General features: G+C 55.7%; 15 protein-coding genes and 1 tRNA gene. 12 read left to right on the forward strand and 4 right to left on the reverse strand.

Annotated elements, in window-relative coordinates; translation table 11 throughout:
* The first annotated feature begins 62 nt into the window (after nt 1-62).
* On the forward strand, nt 63-530 hold the full coding sequence (locus HEQ72_RS02505) for a hypothetical protein (protein ID WP_168018656.1): 468 nt from the start codon (nt 63-65) through the stop codon (nt 528-530).
* Nucleotides 530-1,168 carry a thiamine phosphate synthase gene (gene thiE / locus HEQ72_RS02510; protein ID WP_168018654.1) on the forward strand — a complete coding sequence of 213 codons (639 nt, stop codon included), beginning with the start codon at nt 530-532 and terminating at the stop codon, nt 1,166-1,168. Before HEQ72_RS02505 ends, thiE begins: the two co-directional genes overlap by 1 nt.
* 9 nt (nt 1,169-1,177) lie before the next feature.
* Here thiE and epmA read toward each other — a convergent pair whose 3' ends face one another.
* Nucleotides 1,178-2,194 carry an EF-P lysine aminoacylase EpmA gene (gene epmA / locus HEQ72_RS02515; RefSeq protein ID WP_168022443.1) on the reverse strand — a complete coding sequence of 339 codons (1,017 nt, stop codon included), beginning with the start codon at nt 2,192-2,194 and terminating at the stop codon, nt 1,178-1,180.
* Nucleotides 2,195-2,320: 126 nt separating this feature from the next.
* Here epmA and efp point away from each other — a divergent pair, with 126 nt between their 5' ends.
* The 7 genes from efp (at nt 2,321) to HEQ72_RS02550 (ending at nt 9,573) form a co-directional block, all read left to right on the forward strand.
* On the forward strand, nt 2,321-2,887 hold the full coding sequence (efp, locus tag HEQ72_RS02520; RefSeq protein ID WP_168018650.1) for an elongation factor P: 567 nt from the start codon (nt 2,321-2,323) through the stop codon (nt 2,885-2,887).
* A 121-nt stretch (nt 2,888-3,008) separates the two neighbouring features.
* Nucleotides 3,009-3,824, forward strand: a complete 816-nt coding sequence (locus HEQ72_RS02525; RefSeq protein ID WP_168022444.1) for an inositol monophosphatase family protein — start codon at nt 3,009-3,011, stop codon at nt 3,822-3,824.
* Between the two features lie 152 nt (nt 3,825-3,976).
* Nucleotides 3,977-4,786: an OmpA family protein gene (locus HEQ72_RS02530; RefSeq protein ID WP_168022445.1), complete on the forward strand. Its 810-nt coding sequence runs from the start codon at nt 3,977-3,979 to the stop codon at nt 4,784-4,786.
* 5 nt (nt 4,787-4,791) lie between these two features.
* Nucleotides 4,792-6,003: a flagellar motor protein MotA gene (locus tag HEQ72_RS02535; protein ID WP_245183034.1), complete on the forward strand. Its 1,212-nt coding sequence runs from the start codon at nt 4,792-4,794 to the stop codon at nt 6,001-6,003.
* Between the two features lie 24 nt (nt 6,004-6,027).
* Nucleotides 6,028-7,110 carry a peptidoglycan -binding protein gene (locus HEQ72_RS02540; protein ID WP_168018644.1) on the forward strand — a complete coding sequence of 361 codons (1,083 nt, stop codon included), beginning with the start codon at nt 6,028-6,030 and terminating at the stop codon, nt 7,108-7,110.
* A 100-nt stretch (nt 7,111-7,210) separates the two neighbouring features.
* The gene (rpmE, locus tag HEQ72_RS02545) at nt 7,211-7,429 is read left to right on the forward strand and encodes a 50S ribosomal protein L31 (RefSeq protein WP_066135237.1); all 219 of its coding nucleotides are present in this window, start codon (nt 7,211-7,213) and stop codon (nt 7,427-7,429) included.
* Nucleotides 7,430-7,671: 242 nt separating this feature from the next.
* A complete protein-coding gene (locus HEQ72_RS02550) occupies nt 7,672-9,573 on the forward strand; it encodes an adenylate/guanylate cyclase domain-containing protein (RefSeq protein ID WP_168022446.1) in 1,902 nt (633 codons plus the stop codon).
* Nucleotides 9,574-9,657: 84 nt separating this feature from the next.
* Here the strand turns inward: HEQ72_RS02550 and HEQ72_RS02555 are convergent.
* The 3 genes from HEQ72_RS02555 to HEQ72_RS11560 all read right to left on the reverse strand — a co-directional run bounded on the left by HEQ72_RS02555 (nt 9,658) and on the right by HEQ72_RS11560 (nt 11,283).
* Nucleotides 9,658-9,734, reverse strand: a tRNA-His gene (locus tag HEQ72_RS02555).
* A 102-nt stretch (nt 9,735-9,836) separates the two neighbouring features.
* Nucleotides 9,837-10,619, reverse strand: coding sequence for a class I SAM-dependent methyltransferase (locus HEQ72_RS02560; RefSeq protein WP_168018640.1), 783 nt, complete (start codon nt 10,617-10,619; stop codon nt 9,837-9,839).
* Between the two features lie 49 nt (nt 10,620-10,668).
* Entirely contained in the window at nt 10,669-11,283 is a 615-nt protein-coding gene (locus tag HEQ72_RS11560) for a TetR/AcrR family transcriptional regulator (protein ID WP_168018638.1), read from the reverse strand.
* A 1,119-nt stretch (nt 11,284-12,402) separates the two neighbouring features.
* Here HEQ72_RS11560 and HEQ72_RS02570 point away from each other — a divergent pair.
* Genes HEQ72_RS02570 through meaB form a run of 3 tightly spaced genes read left to right on the forward strand, consistent with a single transcriptional unit; the run spans nt 12,403 to nt 17,683 of the window.
* Nucleotides 12,403-14,454, forward strand: a complete 2,052-nt coding sequence (locus HEQ72_RS02570) for a methylmalonyl-CoA mutase family protein (protein WP_168018634.1) — start codon at nt 12,403-12,405, stop codon at nt 14,452-14,454.
* The gene (gene scpA, locus HEQ72_RS02575; RefSeq protein WP_168022447.1) at nt 14,438-16,651 is read left to right on the forward strand and encodes a methylmalonyl-CoA mutase; all 2,214 of its coding nucleotides are present in this window, start codon (nt 14,438-14,440) and stop codon (nt 16,649-16,651) included. Before HEQ72_RS02570 ends, scpA begins: the two co-directional genes overlap by 17 nt.
* Nucleotides 16,652-16,690: 39 nt before the next feature.
* Nucleotides 16,691-17,683 (forward strand): methylmalonyl Co-A mutase-associated GTPase MeaB, encoded by a 993-nt coding sequence (meaB, locus tag HEQ72_RS02580; RefSeq protein WP_209315572.1) that lies wholly within the window; start codon nt 16,691-16,693, stop codon nt 17,681-17,683.
* Nucleotides 17,684-17,689 lie beyond the last annotated feature (6 nt).

Here is a 17,689-nt window from a genome sequence, read left to right on the forward strand (position 1 = left end):
TTGCCTCCTGCCGTGTCCAGCTTGTCCGGAGACCCACCCTGTCATCCCCCGCCCCCTTGCGCATGATCATCCACGGACGCGACCACATCCGCGCAGCCCTGCACGCGTATCGCGCCATGGACAACGCCTGCCCCCTGGAATTCTGGAGTCCGCCCGATGCCGTCCGCTGGCAGGGGCCTCGATGGCTCTGGCTTCTCTGCCTGACCGAAACAACCGGGACCCCCCCGGATCGGTGGACCCTAGTGCTGGACTGCGGTGATGCAGCCGGGATGGCACTCACAGCCCTGCGCGACGGAATCCCTGCCGTAGCTGTGCACAGCCTGCACGCAACAGCAATCCGAACCCTTGGGGGCGTGGCCGGGCAATTGGGTCAGCGATTGGCCCTGGATTATCCGGAACGCCTGGATCTGGGACTGTGTACAGATGTAGATTATGCATGCAAAGCATTGCTCCGGGGAGATCGTGACGCTATCAAGGGGGCACTTTGCACCGGCCCGCGCCGGCCCCTCAACCTCCTGCAGGAACCATAATGGTCGCCTTTTCACACGCATGCCGCCTTTACCTTGTCACGCCACCAAACCTGCACGATGTGCCGCGCTTTGCCGAACAACTCGAATCAGCCTTGGGCGCAGGCGATGTTGCGGCGCTGCAACTGCGCATGAAAACGGCGGATGATGCGACCGTTTTACGGGCGATTGAGCAGCTCATGCCTGTTGCACAGCAGCACGATGTTGCCTTTATCCTCAACGACCGACCGGACCTGGCCAACCAAAGCGGTTGTGACGGTGTCCACGTCGGACAGGATGACAGCAGATGCACAGAGGCACGTCGGATTATGGGCTCTGACCGGATCGTCGGCGTCACCTGCCACGACAGTCGTCACCTGGCCATGCTGGCGGCTGAAGATGGAGCTGATTATATCGCCTTCGGAGCTTTCTATCCGACGCAGACCAAAGAACCACCAGCCATGGCCGACGTCTCATTACTGCGCTGGTGGCAAGAAACCATGACCCCGCCCTGCGTGGCCATCGGAGGCATAACACCGGACAATGCCCGCCCACTGGTTGAAGCCGGCGCTGATTTTCTGGCCGTATGCAGTGGCGTATGGGACTGGCCGGAGGGACCTGCGGACGCGATCAGGAAGCTGAACCAAGCTATGACCCCCTGAAAGGGTAGATCAGTCAACCTCGGACCATAGCACATCGGTGATGCGGCTGGCCCCGGCCACCGCCATCACCAGCCGGTCTACCCCCAAGGCAATACCCGCACATTCCGGCAAACAGGACACCGCATCCATAAAGGCTTCATCAATCGGGTAGCGCACGCCATACAAGCGCTGTTTCAGCCCCATATCATGCTCGAAACGGCGGCGCTGCTCCGCAGCATCGGTTAATTCGCCAAATGCATTGGCCAGCTCTACCCCGTTCAGATAAACCTCGAAACGCTCACACACCCTGGGATCAACCGCTGAACGCCGCGACAACGCCGCCATCGATGCGGGCCAATCGTACAGGATGACGGGGCCATCACAGCCCAGAGAAGGCTCTATACGGTCCAGAAAGATGTGAAAGAATACATCGTCCCAGCGATCACCAGCCCCGGTATACACCCCGATGCGGGATGCTTCTGCGCGCAAACGATCCGGTGGCGGAGCGGGATCAGACGGATCTGATACTGTCGACAGCAGATCGATACCGGCATAACGGAGGAAAGCATCTTGCACAGTCAGCCGGGAAACCGGTTGAAGGATGCCCACAGCCGTAAAAAGCTCCTCGACATCAACCATCAGATCCGTGTAGCTGGCCTGCGCCCGATACCACTCCAGCATTGTAAACTCTGGATGATGGGTATCAGACCGCTCACCATTACGGAAAACACGGGCAATCTGAAACAGGCGCGGAAGGCCCCCTGCCAGAAGCTTTTTCATGGCAAATTCGGGGCTTGTATGCAGATAGAATGTCCGCTCCCTACCATCCGGATCCTCAAGAACCGTACGAAAGGCCTTCAAATGCGGTTCCAGACCCGGCGAACACTGCAGGGCCGGCGTTTCCACCTCCAGAAAGTCCCGGGCCGCAAAAAAGGTACGGATATTGGCCATAACATTCTGGCGAGCCCGCAGAAAAGGAAGCCGGCGCGCCAACGAATCGGCGTCCCACCAGCGTGGAAGCGATGATCTGTTCTTATCCTGCGTCATAAGCGCACCTGATATAGCAATTGAAGAAACAATGCCAGCTCTGTTGCCAGAGGCGCCACGATCTGATAGGAAGCCCGCTGCGATCTATGACCAATTCTCCTTGAAACAGCTTTCAGAAGTTTACACATGAAGATTAACGCCAACCTGATTCGCCCCGGCATGGTCATCGAACACGAAGGCCGCAGCTGGAGCGTCCTGAAGACCCAGATTGTGCAGCCAGGAAAGGGCGGCGCCTTCATCACCGTGGAAATCCGGGATGTCGATACCGGAAACAAGTCCAACGCACGCTGGCGCACGGCTGATACCGTGGAAAAGCTGGATGTCCGGCAGATTGACTGCACATATCTGTTCCAGGATGAATCCGGCTACAACTTCATGGACAAGGAAACGTTCGACCAGTTTCCGCTTCAATCCGATCTGGTTGGTGAAAAGGGCGGCTTTCTGCAGGATGGCATGGATGTCGTCGTCGATCTGATCGAGGGCAAGCCCGTATCCGTGAAGCTTCCCAACTCGGTCGTTCTGGCCGTTGTGGAGTGTGAGCCCGTCGTCAAGGGGCAGACAGCCTCTTCCTCCTACAAGCCAGGCATGCTGGAAAACGGGATGCGGATTATGATCCCACCGCATATCGAGGCGGGCACCAAGGTGGTTGTCAACACCGAGGAATGCTCCTACGTGGAACGCTACAAGGGATAAGTTCCAGAAACACCCCGGGCCGGTTACAGTACATAGCATTCCGGGGCAGCAAGGCTTTGTGGCGGGTTTTTGTTGCTGCGCAGCATACCCGCCTGACTTTTTTGAGGGAACCTTTCAGGCAATGGCTCTTCGCTCTCCTGTACTCAATGTCATGGTTATGGCGGCTGAAAAAGCCGGACGAAAGCTGGTGCGCGACTTTGGCGAACTTGAGCAACTTCAGGTCTCGATCAAGGGCGTGGGTGACTTCGTATCAGCCGCAGACCTCAAGGCCGAGAAGATTTTGCGTGCAGAACTGTCAAAGGCCCGGCCCGGCTTCGGCTTTTTGTTGGAAGAAGGCGGTGTTGTCGAAGGCCATGACACCGAACACCGCTGGATCATCGACCCACTGGATGGAACAACCAATTTCCTGCACGGTATCCCGCATTTTGCCGTTTCTATTGCCTTGGAGCGTGCGGGGGAAATTGTGGCAGGCGTAACCTACAACCCCATCACCAATGAACTCTTCACTGCTGAAAAAGGTGGTGGCGCATTTTTCAACGACAGACGCCTGCGCGTGTCCGGTCGCCGGAAAGCGGATGAAGCAGTCCTTGGCACCGGAATTCCCCACAAAGGACGTGGAGAGCACCCCCTCTTTGTGCGTCAGCTACAGCGGATCATGAATACGGTGGCCGGAGTACGACGCATGGGATCCGCATCCCTGGATCTGGCATGGGTCGCTGCCGGACGTTTTGATGGATTCTGGGAATCGCACCTGTCTCCCTGGGATGTCGCCGCAGGCGTTCTGATGGTACGGGAAGCCGGCGGATATGTCAGCTCGCTGGACACCACTGCCGATCCGGTTGCATCGGGTAATCTTCTGGCATCCAACGAACCTCTGCACCATGGCCTCCTTACCCTGCTGAGGGAACCTGGCTCCACCGGATCAGATAAATCGTAATTCCGCCACGTTCACGGAACCTGCTTGGGTTGTAACCTGATTGCGGCACACGGAACAGGTGATATAGTCTCTGGGAAAGAAGCGACAAGCTGCCTGACAATTCTGCTGTCAGCTTGCCGTTTCTTCTTTGGCAACCGCCGGGAGACTGCCTCGTGAAGCGTGCAATCACCTTCTCACCCCTGCCCTTGCTCAGACTATCCTTGGCCGCAAGCCTGCCCATGCTGCTATCGTTATCAGCTCACGCAGGGGCCACGGACGCATCCTCCCGACCCGCTGTTTTTGTGGACCTCAAGGCTCTTGATGCCCTTGGCCCACCGCATGCCATTTCTGACACATCATCACTTGCTACAGGGCCGGTAAGAAAGGTGCGCCGAAGCCTGCCGAGCAGGCTTCACGTCCCTCCCCCTGTTCATGACAAGCTGCCCACGCAGCCAGAACAGCCCTTGGCAGAAAAAAAAGCGGGAGGAGAGAAAGCTCCGGCAACAGAAAAGAGTCACCACACGGTAACACCATCCCTGCCCGTATCATTACAGGCAATCACACCTCCGGCTCGCGCAGAAAAAGGGGATGTATCGCCTGTATCTCTTAAAACCAGCAAAGAACCATCCGTAAAGGTCACAGAACCGGGAACGGATCCCTTTGCCTTTGCACCTGCAGCCCTGTCCCTTGCCTTCGAACCCGATGAAATTACCCTGCCCGAGGCAGCAAAAACACATCTGGATACGCTGGCTCGTGACATGCAGAAACAAAAGAAAACCAGTGCGCGTCTGATGGCCTATGCCAGAAAAGACCCGCACAACCCATCGCGTGCACGCCGGACATCGCTGGCAAGAGCCTTGGCCATACGCTCGTATCTGCTGGAAAAAGGCATTCCGTCAAACCGGATCGGCGTACGCGCCCTTGGCGGGCAAGTGGCGGACGGAAGAGAAGACAGGGTTGATATACTTCTGGCCGGATCATAGGTATCATGCATACAAGTGTTGGACTATTGCTGAATATGAGGCCCCTTGGCATGCGCATGACCCGTCCCCGCCGTTTCCTGGTCCGCATGAGTATCTTTCTTGCTGTTGTAGCCGGTGTTGGAGCTGTTCTCACGCCCGCCGTGCTACCTTTCTTTATGGCCAGCCCTGTTCTGAACGGCCTGATTATCGGGGTTATTTTCGCGGGTATTATCATGAACCTGCGTGAAGTCACAACGCTGGGACCGGAACTGGAGTGGATCGAACGGTTCCGGCGCGATGAGACTGCCGTATCCAGTGAAGCTGTATCACGGGGACCGCGTCTGCTTTCACCCATGGCGACCATGCTCCATGAACACAAGGGACGCGGCCGCTTCACCCTTTCGGCACCGGCAATGCGGTCTCTGCTTGATGGCATAGCATCACGCATGGATGAAGCCCGCGACCTGTCCCGCTACTTCATCGGGGTATGCATCTTTCTTGGACTTCTGGGCACGTTCTGGGGTCTGTTGCAAACGGTTGGCGCGATCTCCGATGTGATCGGGTCGCTGGAAATCGCAAGCCAGAGCGATACAAGCATTGTGTTTTCAGCCTTGAAATCGGGCCTGGAACAACCCCTGCAAGGTATGGGAACCGCATTCTCGTCATCCCTGTTCGGACTGGCAGGTTCGCTGATTCTTGGGTTTATGGACCTGCAGGCCGGGCAAGCCCAGAACGCCTTTTATAATGATCTGGAAGAATGGCTGTCGCAGATAACCCGCCTGACCTCCGGCGTTATTGGCAGCGAAGGCGAACAGTCAGTCCCAGCTTATATCCAGGCCCTGCTTGAACAGACAGCCGAGAGTATAGACGAGCTACAAAGAACGATTGCCCGCGGCGAGGAAGGCCGAACATCGGCCCTGACTTTCCAGCGGGAACTGGTCGAGCGCCTTCTGACACTGACAGACCAAATGCGGGCTGAACAACAAGTCTTGCTGAAAATGGCCGAAAGCCAGGTGGATATGAAGGGCCTAATACGGTCCCTGGCAGAAACCATGGAAAAAACGCCCGGAAGCCAGGATGACCATGGGCGCACCTACCTGCGCAATATTGATATAACCTTGGGCCGTATCGCCGATGAAGGCGCACGAGGACGGGAAGAGGCCGTGCGGGAAATAAGGAATGAGATCAAGCTGTTGGCAAGGACCATTGCCAATCTTACTGACGAAGCCCGCCCATAGCACCCCTGACTGGACAGCCTGCTGATGACACGTCGATCCCGCCAGCGCACCATTGATATCTGGCCCGGCTTTGTTGATGCCTTGGGCAATCTTGTCATTATCTTGATGTTTGTCCTGCTGGTTTTTGTTCTGGCCCAATTTTTCCTGGGGCGCAGCCTGTCAGGCAAGGAAGAGGAAGTGAACAGCCTGACAGCCCAGATTTCCAATCTGGCTGAGGCATTGAAGCTGGAACAACAGGCTGGCGCGCAAATGCGGGCCCGTATTGCAACGCTGACCGCCGAGCTGGGAACGGTTTCAAGCCGTGCCCGTGAGCTGGAAGATCGCAACCAGGGTCACAGCTCGCTCACAGCCCAGCTGACAGCTGATATTGAAGCCTTGGAGGCTCTTCATAAAAAGCTGGAGCAGGAAATTGCGGAAAAGGACAGGCAACTGGCAGACAACAGCGGCCAATTAACAGAACAGACACGTCTGGCCGAACAGGCCCGAACACAGGCAGCCCTGCTGCAACAGCAGCTTGATACATTGAACGCTGAAATAGCCAAACTGTCACAAGCCCTGGAAGCCACAGAAAAGATCAATCGTGAACAGCAGGTTCAGATCTCGGATCTCGGCCGCCAATTGAACAGGGCACTGGCAACACGTGTTCAAGAACTGCAAAAATACCGCTCTGAATTCTTTGGCCGCCTGCGTGAGGTATTAGGGGACCGCTCTGACGTTCGGATAGAGGGAGATCGCTTTGTCTTCCAGTCAGAGGTCCTGTTTGCCTCGGCATCGGCTGATCTGGAGGATAGTGGCCAAGACAAGTTGCAGCGCTTGGCCACAACGCTGATCGATATTGCCCGGACAATCCCACCGGAAATCAACTGGATCCTGCGTATTGACGGCCATACAGACAGCGTTCCGATCAACACAGCCCAATTCCGCTCGAACTGGGAATTGTCATCAGCAAGGGCCATATCAGTGGTCAATTTCCTTATATCCCAAGGCATTGATCCCCATCGCCTTGCCGCTGCCGGCTTTGGAGAATACCAACCTCTGGATGCAGGGCAAACACCACAGGCACGTGCACGGAACCGGCGCATAGAAATAAAACTTGACCAAAGATAGAACGTATTGATCTGCCGGTGACATATTCTGTGGATTATAGGCTTGCATGCCCGGAACAATGGCGGTATACAGTCGCCTCGTTTTTTGGAGAGCAAGGGTCATGAAAAAGGACATCCATCCTGAATATAAAGAGATCACCGTCATCATGACGGATGGTTCCGAGTTCAAGACACGTTCGACCCTGAAGGCTGATTCCCTTCGTCTTGACATCGACCCGAAGTCTCACCCGGCTTGGACTGGTGTGCACCGTCTTGTTGACAGTGGCGGGCAGATCGCGAAGTTTAACAAGCGCTTCGCCGGCTTCGGCCTCAAGAGCTGACATGAAGAAAGAAGGCAAATTGCCTCTTTTACTGACAGCTTGGAAAACGTCCGCTTTTGCGGGCGTTTTCCCTTTTCCCAAGAGGCATATATTCGGCATGCTGCCGTAATTCGGCAGACAGCCGCTCCTCGTTGGGCACAAGTTCTTCTGGAGTTCCGGTTTGGCTCTCCTCTTGTGATCAGGTAGAATTCAGCTAGCTACCCCCTCAATACTTTGCCAAAACAGACAAGTAGACGCGATAGATGGCCGCTGTAACAAACTATGAGATTTACACGCAAGACGGGCGAGGCAACTGGACTTTGCACGCCCGCTATCCCGGCCGTGACCGCGAAGACGCCATGGAAGAGGCAAAGGAAGTTGAGCGGCTGCGGAATATTCCAGTCCGGGTTGTCAAGGAAGTCTACTACCCTGAGAACAACACCACGGAAGAGAACATCATATATTCGGGCCGCGTCAAACCAAGACCGGAAACATCGGGATCCATGATGAAGTCCGGTATTGCGCCGGTCCGTCATTCCCATGGGGGTCAGTCTACACCCTCCACTGGTACGCGGAGCAGCAGCCCACAATTTGGAAAACCCGCCAACAAAACAGGGGATTTCATTTTTCGCCTTTCGATGGTGCTGCTTCTGTCCGGCCTGATTGCCATCGTTGCAACTGGGATCACCTCTTTGGTCATGAAACAAATCGCCCAAAGCGGTCTTCCCGTCGAACACGGCACACAGTCTATTGTTCTGTTCGGGGTTTTTGTTGGCGTGTTCCTGCTGGGCGCAGTTCCGCTGATTATGACCTACGTACCGCTGGATGCTCTTGGTGGTGACAACAGCGGGGACAAGAAGATCTCCCCCACCCGGAAAGCCGTTCCACGCGGCTCATCACGCAGCGCAACAGAAGCCTTGGCTGAACGCGTTGACAGGGCACCCGACTCACGTCCCGAGAAAATAGAAGGGTCCAACACGAACAAGGGCGATATACTGGAGGCTCTTCTGCCAGAGGACGAGGCCGAATGGCCAGCCCTGAAGGCAAGCGATCCCAAAAAAAACCCACAGAAGAAGAAAAAGAAGAAAACAGAGGACAAACAGGCTACACAGACCGGGAAGACAGATACCGCATCTCCGGAACGGCCACCTGCAAAGGCTGATACAGCGGGAGAACCACAGGCTCCATCCCCCACATTTGACAAGGCACGCCTGGAATCCATGAAGTTCTTGGGCTCTATTATTGAGTCCATCAAAACATCCTATCCCAATCTGGATGCCTACAACCGCTTTGGCCTTAATCTTTACCTGTGCGGCGCGTGCGAGCACTTGGCTCAATCCCAGTCTCTGAGCAAAAAAGAACAAGAAGAACTGAGCAAGCAGGCTCTGGAGATTATCGGCACCAAGCCGGAACAAGCCCGGCAGATGATCCAGCGCCTTGATACCTATCGGCAGGAAGTGCGCTATCGCACCATGATTGCAGCGGGAATCAGCGCCATGCGTGCCCATCTGTCCGGTGACTCAGACCCCCTGCACGCACTGGGCGGTGTGATGAAGCAGTGGAACACACCGCAGACCCAACAACTCAGCACCTCCGGCGTTACCATCCTGTTTACTGACATGGCTAATTCAACAAGCATGACCCAAGAACTGGGTGATGCGGCAGCGCAGGACATCATCCGTGCACACAATACCATTGTGCGCAATGCGTTGCTCATGCACAGGGGCAAAGAGGTCAAGCATACCGGTGACGGCATTATGGCCACGTTTGATGGTGCACTGGATGCAGTTCAGGCCGCGATCAACATCCAGGAAAAAGCCGCTGAACACACTGCCAGATGGCCACGTCTTGCTCTGAAGTTGCGCATCGGGATGAACAGTGGTGATCCGATTGTCGAAGAGAATGACTACTTTGGCGCAACGGTACAAATTGCCGCCAGGGTATGTGCATGCGCGGGTGTCGGTCAGATATGGCTGGGAGAGTCAACCAAGGCCCTTATTCCTGATAGCGTTGATCTCCTGATCAGCTCTCGCGGGGCGCAAGAGCTCAAGGGTGTTCCGGATCCTGTTGAGCTATTCGAGGTCTCCTATGGCCAAGGAACGGCAGGACAGCCCCAGCCTTCGGGGAACGGGGAAGGAAATACAGGAGGGCAACCACATGCCTGATCAGGTCACCGTGCTGTATCCGACACAGTAGCACCTACTCCGGTAGAATAAAAAAGCCTCTTCATAACGAAGAGGCTTTTTCAATGGGGCGAGTGACCGGACTCGAACCGGCGACCCCCTGGACCACAACCAGGTGCTCTAACCAACTGAGCTACACCCGCCATTATCGGAGGACGGCTTTGTAGTCCGTCTTACAGCCTGCGTCAAGCAACCTTTTTACTTTCGATGCCAAACCGCAATTGCATCATAAGGAACAAGAATGATCAGGAACCGGTAACAGGACGACGAAGGATCATGTAGACGCATCCATAGCTCCCGGCAAAGCGACGCCGCGTTGCAATCTCATCACGAACACCCGCGATAACAGCAGACAGAGTTTGATCTGTACAGGCGTCAGCCTCCAGATCTTCTACCCGCTTTTCCAAGGGACCATAATAATCCAGCCACCATCCCTCTTCGGGCAAAATCTCGGCATGGACAAATGAATACCCGGCTCCCATTCCCAGAACCATTGCAGACGAGACGGTTTGCATATCGGGATACGCTGCCTTCCAGAACTGCTCGGCATCATGGGGGGGACGGGCGGTTAACCACATCCAGTCCGACAACACCAAGAAACCACCGGGCTTCAACAGCGACCACCAGGAATCCAAGGCGTTTTCAAGACCAATTACATAGGCTGCCCCTTCGGACCAGACAACATCAAGAGACTGCTCTTCCAAGCCGGACCCCACCATATCAACGGCCTGAACATCAATATTTTCCGATAATCCCGCCACAGCAGCGGATCGTTCCAGTTCTTCGAGAAAAGGACGGTGCAGGTCAACAGCAATAACATGGGCACCCAATGACTTGGCCAAAACAAGAGAACTGCGGCCATTCCCACATCCCATGTCTGCAATTCTGGGACTGTGGGGCAAACTTTTTCCCAGACGAAGCGCCAATGATTGCGCAAAACAGTCCAGACCCGGCCCCTGCCGCGGCAACCCCTCGAAGACGCGCGCAAACGCTTCAGCGGCCGGTATTTTATCCAGTACGTCAACCATGCGAGGCTACCCTTTCCTTACAGGCAGACATACATCCGTACTCCACCCCTTATATCTCAGCACTCCGGGTCCAAGAAAACAGAAGGGCCGCTGCCGCATGCTTGGCCTGCCCCGCTGCATCCCGCCCACCAACAACCGGCGCAAGGGCCACCGCCCCCTCCAAAAGAAGAGCAAGATCCCACCCCCGCGCGTCTGCCTGACCAACACCCTGCTCACCCAACCGTTCTGCAAACCATGGACCCGCCCAACGGCAGCGAAACACAGCATCACCGGCTATACTGACGTCATGCCCGGAAAACTCTCCAACTGCGCGCAGCAAAAGGTTCCCCTGCGCCCCTTCATTACCGAGCCAGTCTGCCAGGGCATCGAAGATTGCCAGAACTTCAGGCTGAGCCGGATCAGAACGTTCGACGACATGTCTCTCCAGAAAGCTGCGGAATCGCTCGTCACGGCGCTCCAACACAGCCCGAACCAAGGAATTCTTGGTCGGAAAATGTTTGTAGAAAGTCATTCTTGCAACCCCGGACTCCTGAACCAGCCTGTCAACGCCGGTACCGTGAAACCCGTAGCGATCGAAGAGTCTCTCGGCGACTTCTACCAAGGTATCACGTTTGAGTGACGGACGTACGGCATCTGTCCTCAATACGGCGGTGCGACGCGGCATGAATTCTCTTCTCCTGCAAGCGGGGGGGGTACGAATAGTGGTGCAAAGTGACTTATCAGGCACAGCACGCTACGGCAACCCCACCCTTCACCAAAACCAAACATGACACAGGCGACCCAGCACCACCAAACAGCCATCCAATGCCCCAAATAACCTTGTGCACACTCAACAAACCAGTTCATGATCGCTGATGCGAGCTTCTGTCAGACACTCCCCATCCTTGATAAGCAAGGCTCCGGATTGATTCCGGACAGGGCCACAAAACGGAAAAACGTTCCGCACTGAAGGTCATCCTGTATCACATATGTATCTCTACGAGCCGCAGGGCCAACTGCTACACTGAACAGTGCAATCCTGATCATGTTGGACTGAACGCCCTCGAGAAAAATACCAAGCTCCCACGTTCCATCCAGAACGACCCGAACACGATGTATATAGTAACCACCCCTATACCAATAAGGTTTGAGCGTGTCACATGAGCGGCAAACGTCCTCAGAATGGCTCACCCTTCATGAAACCGGATATCGCAGACTGCCTCATTGGGTGCCGAAAAGTACTCCATTGCATTCTCGAACCGGGCACGGAGGAAGCGTGCTACTATAACAAGTGTAGGGTCCATAAAATCAAAGGATGCGACAAAGGCAACATCGTAGTCCTAACGGGCAAACAGAGATAAGGCCATGCTATACATCTGTACCGGGAGGAATGCTTTCAACATAAGATGTTATAACCCTGTCATCAAAATACTCTTCAACAGCACGCCGCCCCTGATCATGCTGGAATGACCATCCAAACATACCAACTACCGGGGTAAACGAAACCAACGCTGATGGACCTACCATCAGTCAACAGGCCAAGGGCAGAAGCTGGAAAGAGCAAACAAAAAAGAATCAAGGCAACAAGAGAAAAGAATTTCATAACCGCCCCATAGCACCGGGACAAATGTATCACACGGTGGAAGCGACTGCTTAAAAGCAATCAACATGATCCGGATCTAACCTTGATTCGATAAACAGGCGATGGGTTAACAGAATATATCGTTTTGACGCAACGGTATCGTATTATGAATATAGAGTCGGGAACCTGCGAAACAGCACCAAGAAAGAGACGGAAAGAACCATGGACGCAGAAGCCACAACAGACGCCGGATCTGGCCCTGTTACCCTGGATTCCGCACTGTGGTATCAGATGGTAGCCCGTGCCTTGGCTCAAGAAGATGCGGAAAAGGTTCTCTCCTCCCGCCTGCACGACGGCTTTGCTATCAAGCCGCTTTATGGCAGGCACAATACAGATGTTGCCGACATTGCCCCCCCGGGACTTGCTCCCTTCATACGCGGGGGAGCTGCCTCCGGGGCTGTTGTTCATGGCTGGGATATCCAGCAGGAGTTCAAGCATCCTGACCTTCAGGTTACAAACCAGGAGCTTCTTGAGGATCTGGAGAATGGCGTCACATCCGTCTTGCTGAAATGTGATGCCACGGCCCAGCACGGAACAGACACGCAGCATGTATCCGCTGACGACACAACACCCTGCGATGGGATTTTGATGTTCACTGCAGACGATCTGGATACAGCTCTGGCTGGTATTCTTCTGGAGGCTGTTCCTGTTAACCTGCAAATGGGGAATGGTGCATGGGCGGGAGCTGCCTTTCTGCAGGCCGTCTGGCGCAAGCGAGGCTTGGCAACGCATGAATGCAGCGGCTCCTTTAATATCGACCCGGTCGGAACACTGGCCAGAACCGGTCTTCTGATACAGGGGCATGAGCAGGCTCTGAAAGACTTGGGCATCTTCACGCGCAGAACCGTGCAGCATTTTCCCTATGTCGGGGTAGCCGCCGCAGATGGGACCATCTGGTCTGACGCTGGAGCAACCGATTGCCAGGAAATCGCCTGCACCTTGTCTACAGCACTTCTTTATTTACGCGCCATGATGGCTGCCGGGCTTGAGGCAGAAGAGGCATGCTCCCGCATTTGCTTTGTTCTGACAACCGGAACAGACCTGTTTGCGGGCATCGCCAAACTGAGGGCAGCACGCATGGCCTGGGCCCGAGTTGCATCAGCCTGCGGTGCTTCGGGGCCAGCAACAAGCATGCGCCTTCGGGCCACCACAGCAAGCCGCATTTTGTGCCACCGTGATCCGTGGACCAATATCTTGCGCGCAACCCTTGCCGGGATGGCTGCTGTCCTGGGGGGGGCCGGTAGCATCACAACACTACCCCCTGACGCTGCAAGCCGATTTCCATCCCGTGATGTACGGCGGATTGCGCGCAACATCCAGCATATCCTGCGCGATGAAAGTGGCATCGGACGTGTTCTTGATCCTGCCGGCGGATCCTGGTTTCTGGAAACGCTGACACAACAGGTAGCAGAAACAGCGTGGACGCACTTCCAGGAGCTGGAAAGACACGGGGGTATTCTGCCAAGCCTCCTTGATGGCTCTCTGCAACAGATGCTGGATGCCGCATGGGAATCACGGACCAAGGCTGTTGGCTGTCATGCTGACCTGATCACTGGCGTCAACCGGTTTCCTTCTCCTGACAGGCTGTCCATGCCCGAGCAAAGCATTAATCATTATGCCCTGCGCAAGGGTGTGGCCGCGCGTCTGCGCACTGTACCCGAAACAGTACAGGCCAACGGTATGGATGCATTCTTCCACGCCGCGGAGACAGCACGTCTGTCGGGGCTTACGGCGTGGATTGCCGGCAACCACCAACCGACAAGCCTTGCCCCGCTGCCATGCCGTCGCGTGGCTGAGGAGTTTGAAAGTCTGCAGGATGCATCGGACCACGCAGCCCGTACCAATAAAAGACCCGCTATTTTTCTGGCGTATACGGATGGATGTTCTGATGCCATGACGTTTGCCCGTCATGTCTTGTTATCGGGCGGCCTGGATGTTGTGGAATGCGGGAGACCTGAGTCCGTTGATGCCATGACAAGCCGCCTTGAAGCGCATCCCGGGCTTGATGTATGCCTGTGCACAAGCCCGGATCTATGGCCCTCCCTGTGTGAACGCCTACGCCGAACCGGGATCAGGCACATCACCGCCGTAACAGAAACACATGTGGACTGGCCCGGTGCAGATACCGTTCTGTCCCGGACAAGCCACACTCCGGACTTTCTGCGGGCCTGCCTGCACCGCGCGGGAGCATGGCCCCATGTCATCCATTCCTGATTTCAGCACCCTTCCCCTTTATGACAATGGGTCCCTGTCCGAACATGCACAAAACGGCGATATCGAAACATGGGCTGAACATTTCACGCGCGAGGCAGGCTGCCACCCCGATGAAGCGGTATGGAAGACAGCAGAAGGCATACCCGTAAAACCCCTGTACACGGCCCACGATACAGAAGGACTGCCGTGCATCGACAGCCTTCCAGGCTTGCCACCCTTTATACGCGGCCCCTATCTGACCATGTATGTCCAGCAACCCTGGACAATCCGTCAGTACGCAGGATTCTCGACAGCAGAAGAATCAAACGCTTTCTACCGCCGTAATCTGGCTGCAGGACAAAGGGGGCTTTCCGTGGCCTTTGACCTGCCGACACACCGCGGATATGACAGTGATCATCCACGCGCGGGCGGGGATGTCGGAATGGCCGGCGTCGCGATCGACAGTGTGCTGGATATGCGCATCCTGTTCTCCGGGATCCCGCTGGACAAGGTCAGTGTCTCCATGACCATGAACGGTGCGGTCCTGCCGATTATGGCACTGTACATCGTTGCCGCAGAGGAACAGGGCGTACACCCCCAGCACTTGTCCGGAACCATCCAGAACGACATCCTGAAGGAGTTCCTGGTCCGTAACACCTATATTTACCCGCCCGAGCCATCGATGCGGATTGTCTCCGATGTCCTGGCCTATACTGCAGAGCATATGCCGAAGTTCAACGCGATATCCGTATCGGGCTACCATATGCACGAGGCTGGGGCAACAGCAGACCTGGAACTGGCCTACACACTGGCCAATGGCATCGAATATGTCCGCACAGGGCTGGCGGCAGGGCTGGATATTGATCAATTTGCCCCGCGCCTGTCCTTCTTCTGGGCAACAGGCATGAACTTTGCCATGGAAATAGCCAAACTGCGGGCGGCACGCATGCTATGGTCTTCCTTGCTGGAACCGTTCAATCCCCGCTTGGACAGATCACGCATCCTGCGCGCGCACTGTCAGACGTCCGGCTGGTCACTGACGGCCCGCGATGTCAGCAACAATATCGTGCGCACATGCATAGAGGCCTTGGCCGCAACACATGGACAAATACAATCCCTGCACACAAATGCCTTTGACGAAGCCCTGGCTTTGCCAACAGAAAACTCGGCCCGCATTGCACGCAACACTCAGCTGTTCCTGCAACAGGAAACCGGAATAACCCGAACCATCGACCCATGGGGGGGCAGCTTCTACCTGGAACGCCTGACATACGACCTAGCCCGACGTGCACAGGAACACATAGAAGAAATTGAACGCGAAGGCGGCATGGCAAAAGCCATTGCAACGGGCCTGCCCAAGATGCGTATTGAAGAAGCCGCAGCCCGGACCCAGGCTCGCATTGACTCCGGCATGCAGCCCGTTATCGGCATCAACCGCTTCCGTCCTCTTGATGACGAAACAACCGAGGTTCTGAAAATTGACAACGCCGCCGTACGGGCCTGTCAGCTGGAACGCCTGTCTGTCTTGAAGCGTGAGCGTAATACCACTGAAGTAGAGCAAAAGCTGCAAGCCCTGACCAGGGCAGCAGAAGACAAAAGCGGCAATCTTCTGGCCTTGTCAATCGAGGCTGTCCACGCCAAAGCCACCGTGGGCGAGATATCGGCAGCTCTGGAAAAAGTGTACGGTCGGTACCAAGGCAGCGCACGCGTTGTTTCCGGCATCTATTCCCGGGAGATCAGCGGGATGGACACAGTCTTTGAGCAGGTCCGGCAACAGGTCGAACACTTTGCAGCCCTTGATGGCCGCCGACCGCGTATTCTGATTGCCAAAATGGGGCAGGATGGTCACGACCGGGGTCAGAAGGTTATTGCCACGGCCTTTGCCGACCTGGGATTTGATGTTGATATTGGTCCCTTGTTCCAGATGCCTTCAGAAACTGCCCGGCAAGCCGTGGAAAACGATGTCCACATGATTGGCGTCTCATCTCTTGCCGCTGGTCACCTGACACTTGTACCCGCCCTGAAGCATGAACTGGAGAAGCTCGGCCGCGGCGATATCCTGATCCTTGTCGGCGGCGTTATACCGCCACAAGACTTTGACGCCCTGTACAAGGCCGGAGCAGCCGCCATCTTCCCCCCCGGAACACAGATCAGCAAGGCTGCAGCCACAGTTCTGAACACGCTCAACACACAACGGGGATACGACAGAAAACCCTGAGATGGCGCTCAAAGCCCACCATACGACAGGAGCTATACCTTGAACCCATCGGGTCACCTGACCACAGATGACTATGTTGCCGGCATACGATCCGGAGACAGGGGAATTATGGGACGCGCCATAACCCTGATCGAAAGCCGCGCCGCGCATCACCGCAAGGAAGCCGATGCGTTGATATCAGCCCTGCTTCCCTTTTCCGGAACAGCCCTGCGCATGGGAATATCGGGCATACCGGGCGTCGGGAAATCAACACTCATAGAAACATTCGGAATGCTTCTGACCGGACGGGGGATGAAGGTCGCCGTCCTGGCGATTGATCCAACGTCCAGTCGCTCGGGAGGCTCTATTCTTGGCGACAAGACCAGAATGGAGAAGCTGGCGGCGGATCCCCTGTCCTTTATCCGTCCTTCTCCCACATCCGGTCATCTGGGCGGTGTAGCCCGCACAACGCGGGAATCCGTTATTGTCTGCGAGGCTGCGGGGTATGATATTGTCTTGATTGAAACCGTGGGAACCGGACAGTCGGAAACCTGCGTCGCCGATATGGTAGATGTCTTCTTGCTGCTGATATTGCCCAATGCCGGTGATGAATTACAGGGCATCAAGAGAGGCATCCTGGAACTGGCTGATATTGTCGCCGTTAACAAAGTAGACGATCAAGACGATCCCACGGCCCGGCAAACATGCCAAGATTACCGATGCGCCCTGAATATTGTGGGGCATACGACACCATCTGGCTGGAAAACGCCTGTATTGCCAATCTCGGCCCTTCATAAGCGGGGCCTGGAAACGCTGTGGGACACAATACAAGCCTACCACACCCTGCAAAAAAGCAGCGGCGCACTGGAAACCAGAAGGCAGCAGCAAAAGCATGCCTGGATGTGGTCTCTGGTACAGGATCGTCTGGATGCCCTGTTCCGCGAGCACCCAGACGTCAGGCGACGAATCCCAGGCATCGAGGCCGACATCAGCCGGGGAATCATTGACCCGTCAAAAGCCGCAGAGGAATTGCTTGCGGCCTTCGTTGCCTGACCAAGA

Source organism: Haematospirillum sp. 15-248 (assembly GCF_012102665.1).
Classification (GTDB): Bacteria; Pseudomonadota; Alphaproteobacteria; order Rhodospirillales; family Rhodospirillaceae; genus Haematospirillum.

Excerpts from the sequence above, each read along its gene's own strand:
- HEQ72_RS02535 (WP_245183034.1), top strand. The coding sequence starts at position 4,792 with ATGCATACAAGTGTTGGACTATTGCTGAATATGAGGCCCCTTGGCATG.
- HEQ72_RS02540 (WP_168018644.1), top strand. The coding sequence starts at position 6,028 with ATGACACGTCGATCCCGCCAGCGCACCATTGATATCTGGCCCGGCTTT.
- rpmE (WP_066135237.1), top strand. The coding sequence starts at position 7,211 with ATGAAAAAGGACATCCATCCTGAATATAAAGAGATCACCGTCATCATG.
- HEQ72_RS02505 (WP_168018656.1), top strand. The coding sequence starts at position 63 with ATGATCATCCACGGACGCGACCACATCCGCGCAGCCCTGCACGCGTAT.
- thiE (WP_168018654.1), top strand. The coding sequence starts at position 530 with ATGGTCGCCTTTTCACACGCATGCCGCCTTTACCTTGTCACGCCACCA.
- HEQ72_RS02550 (WP_168022446.1), top strand. The coding sequence starts at position 7,672 with ATGGCCGCTGTAACAAACTATGAGATTTACACGCAAGACGGGCGAGGC.
- HEQ72_RS02525 (WP_168022444.1), top strand. The coding sequence starts at position 3,009 with ATGGCTCTTCGCTCTCCTGTACTCAATGTCATGGTTATGGCGGCTGAA.
- HEQ72_RS11560 (WP_168018638.1), bottom strand. The coding sequence starts at position 11,283 with ATGCCGCGTCGCACCGCCGTATTGAGGACAGATGCCGTACGTCCGTCA.
- efp (WP_168018650.1), top strand. The coding sequence starts at position 2,321 with ATGAAGATTAACGCCAACCTGATTCGCCCCGGCATGGTCATCGAACAC.
- HEQ72_RS02560 (WP_168018640.1), bottom strand. The coding sequence starts at position 10,619 with ATGGTTGACGTACTGGATAAAATACCGGCCGCTGAAGCGTTTGCGCGC.
- epmA (WP_168022443.1), bottom strand. The coding sequence starts at position 2,194 with ATGACGCAGGATAAGAACAGATCATCGCTTCCACGCTGGTGGGACGCC.
- scpA (WP_168022447.1), top strand. The coding sequence starts at position 14,438 with ATGTCATCCATTCCTGATTTCAGCACCCTTCCCCTTTATGACAATGGG.
- HEQ72_RS02570 (WP_168018634.1), top strand. The coding sequence starts at position 12,403 with ATGGACGCAGAAGCCACAACAGACGCCGGATCTGGCCCTGTTACCCTG.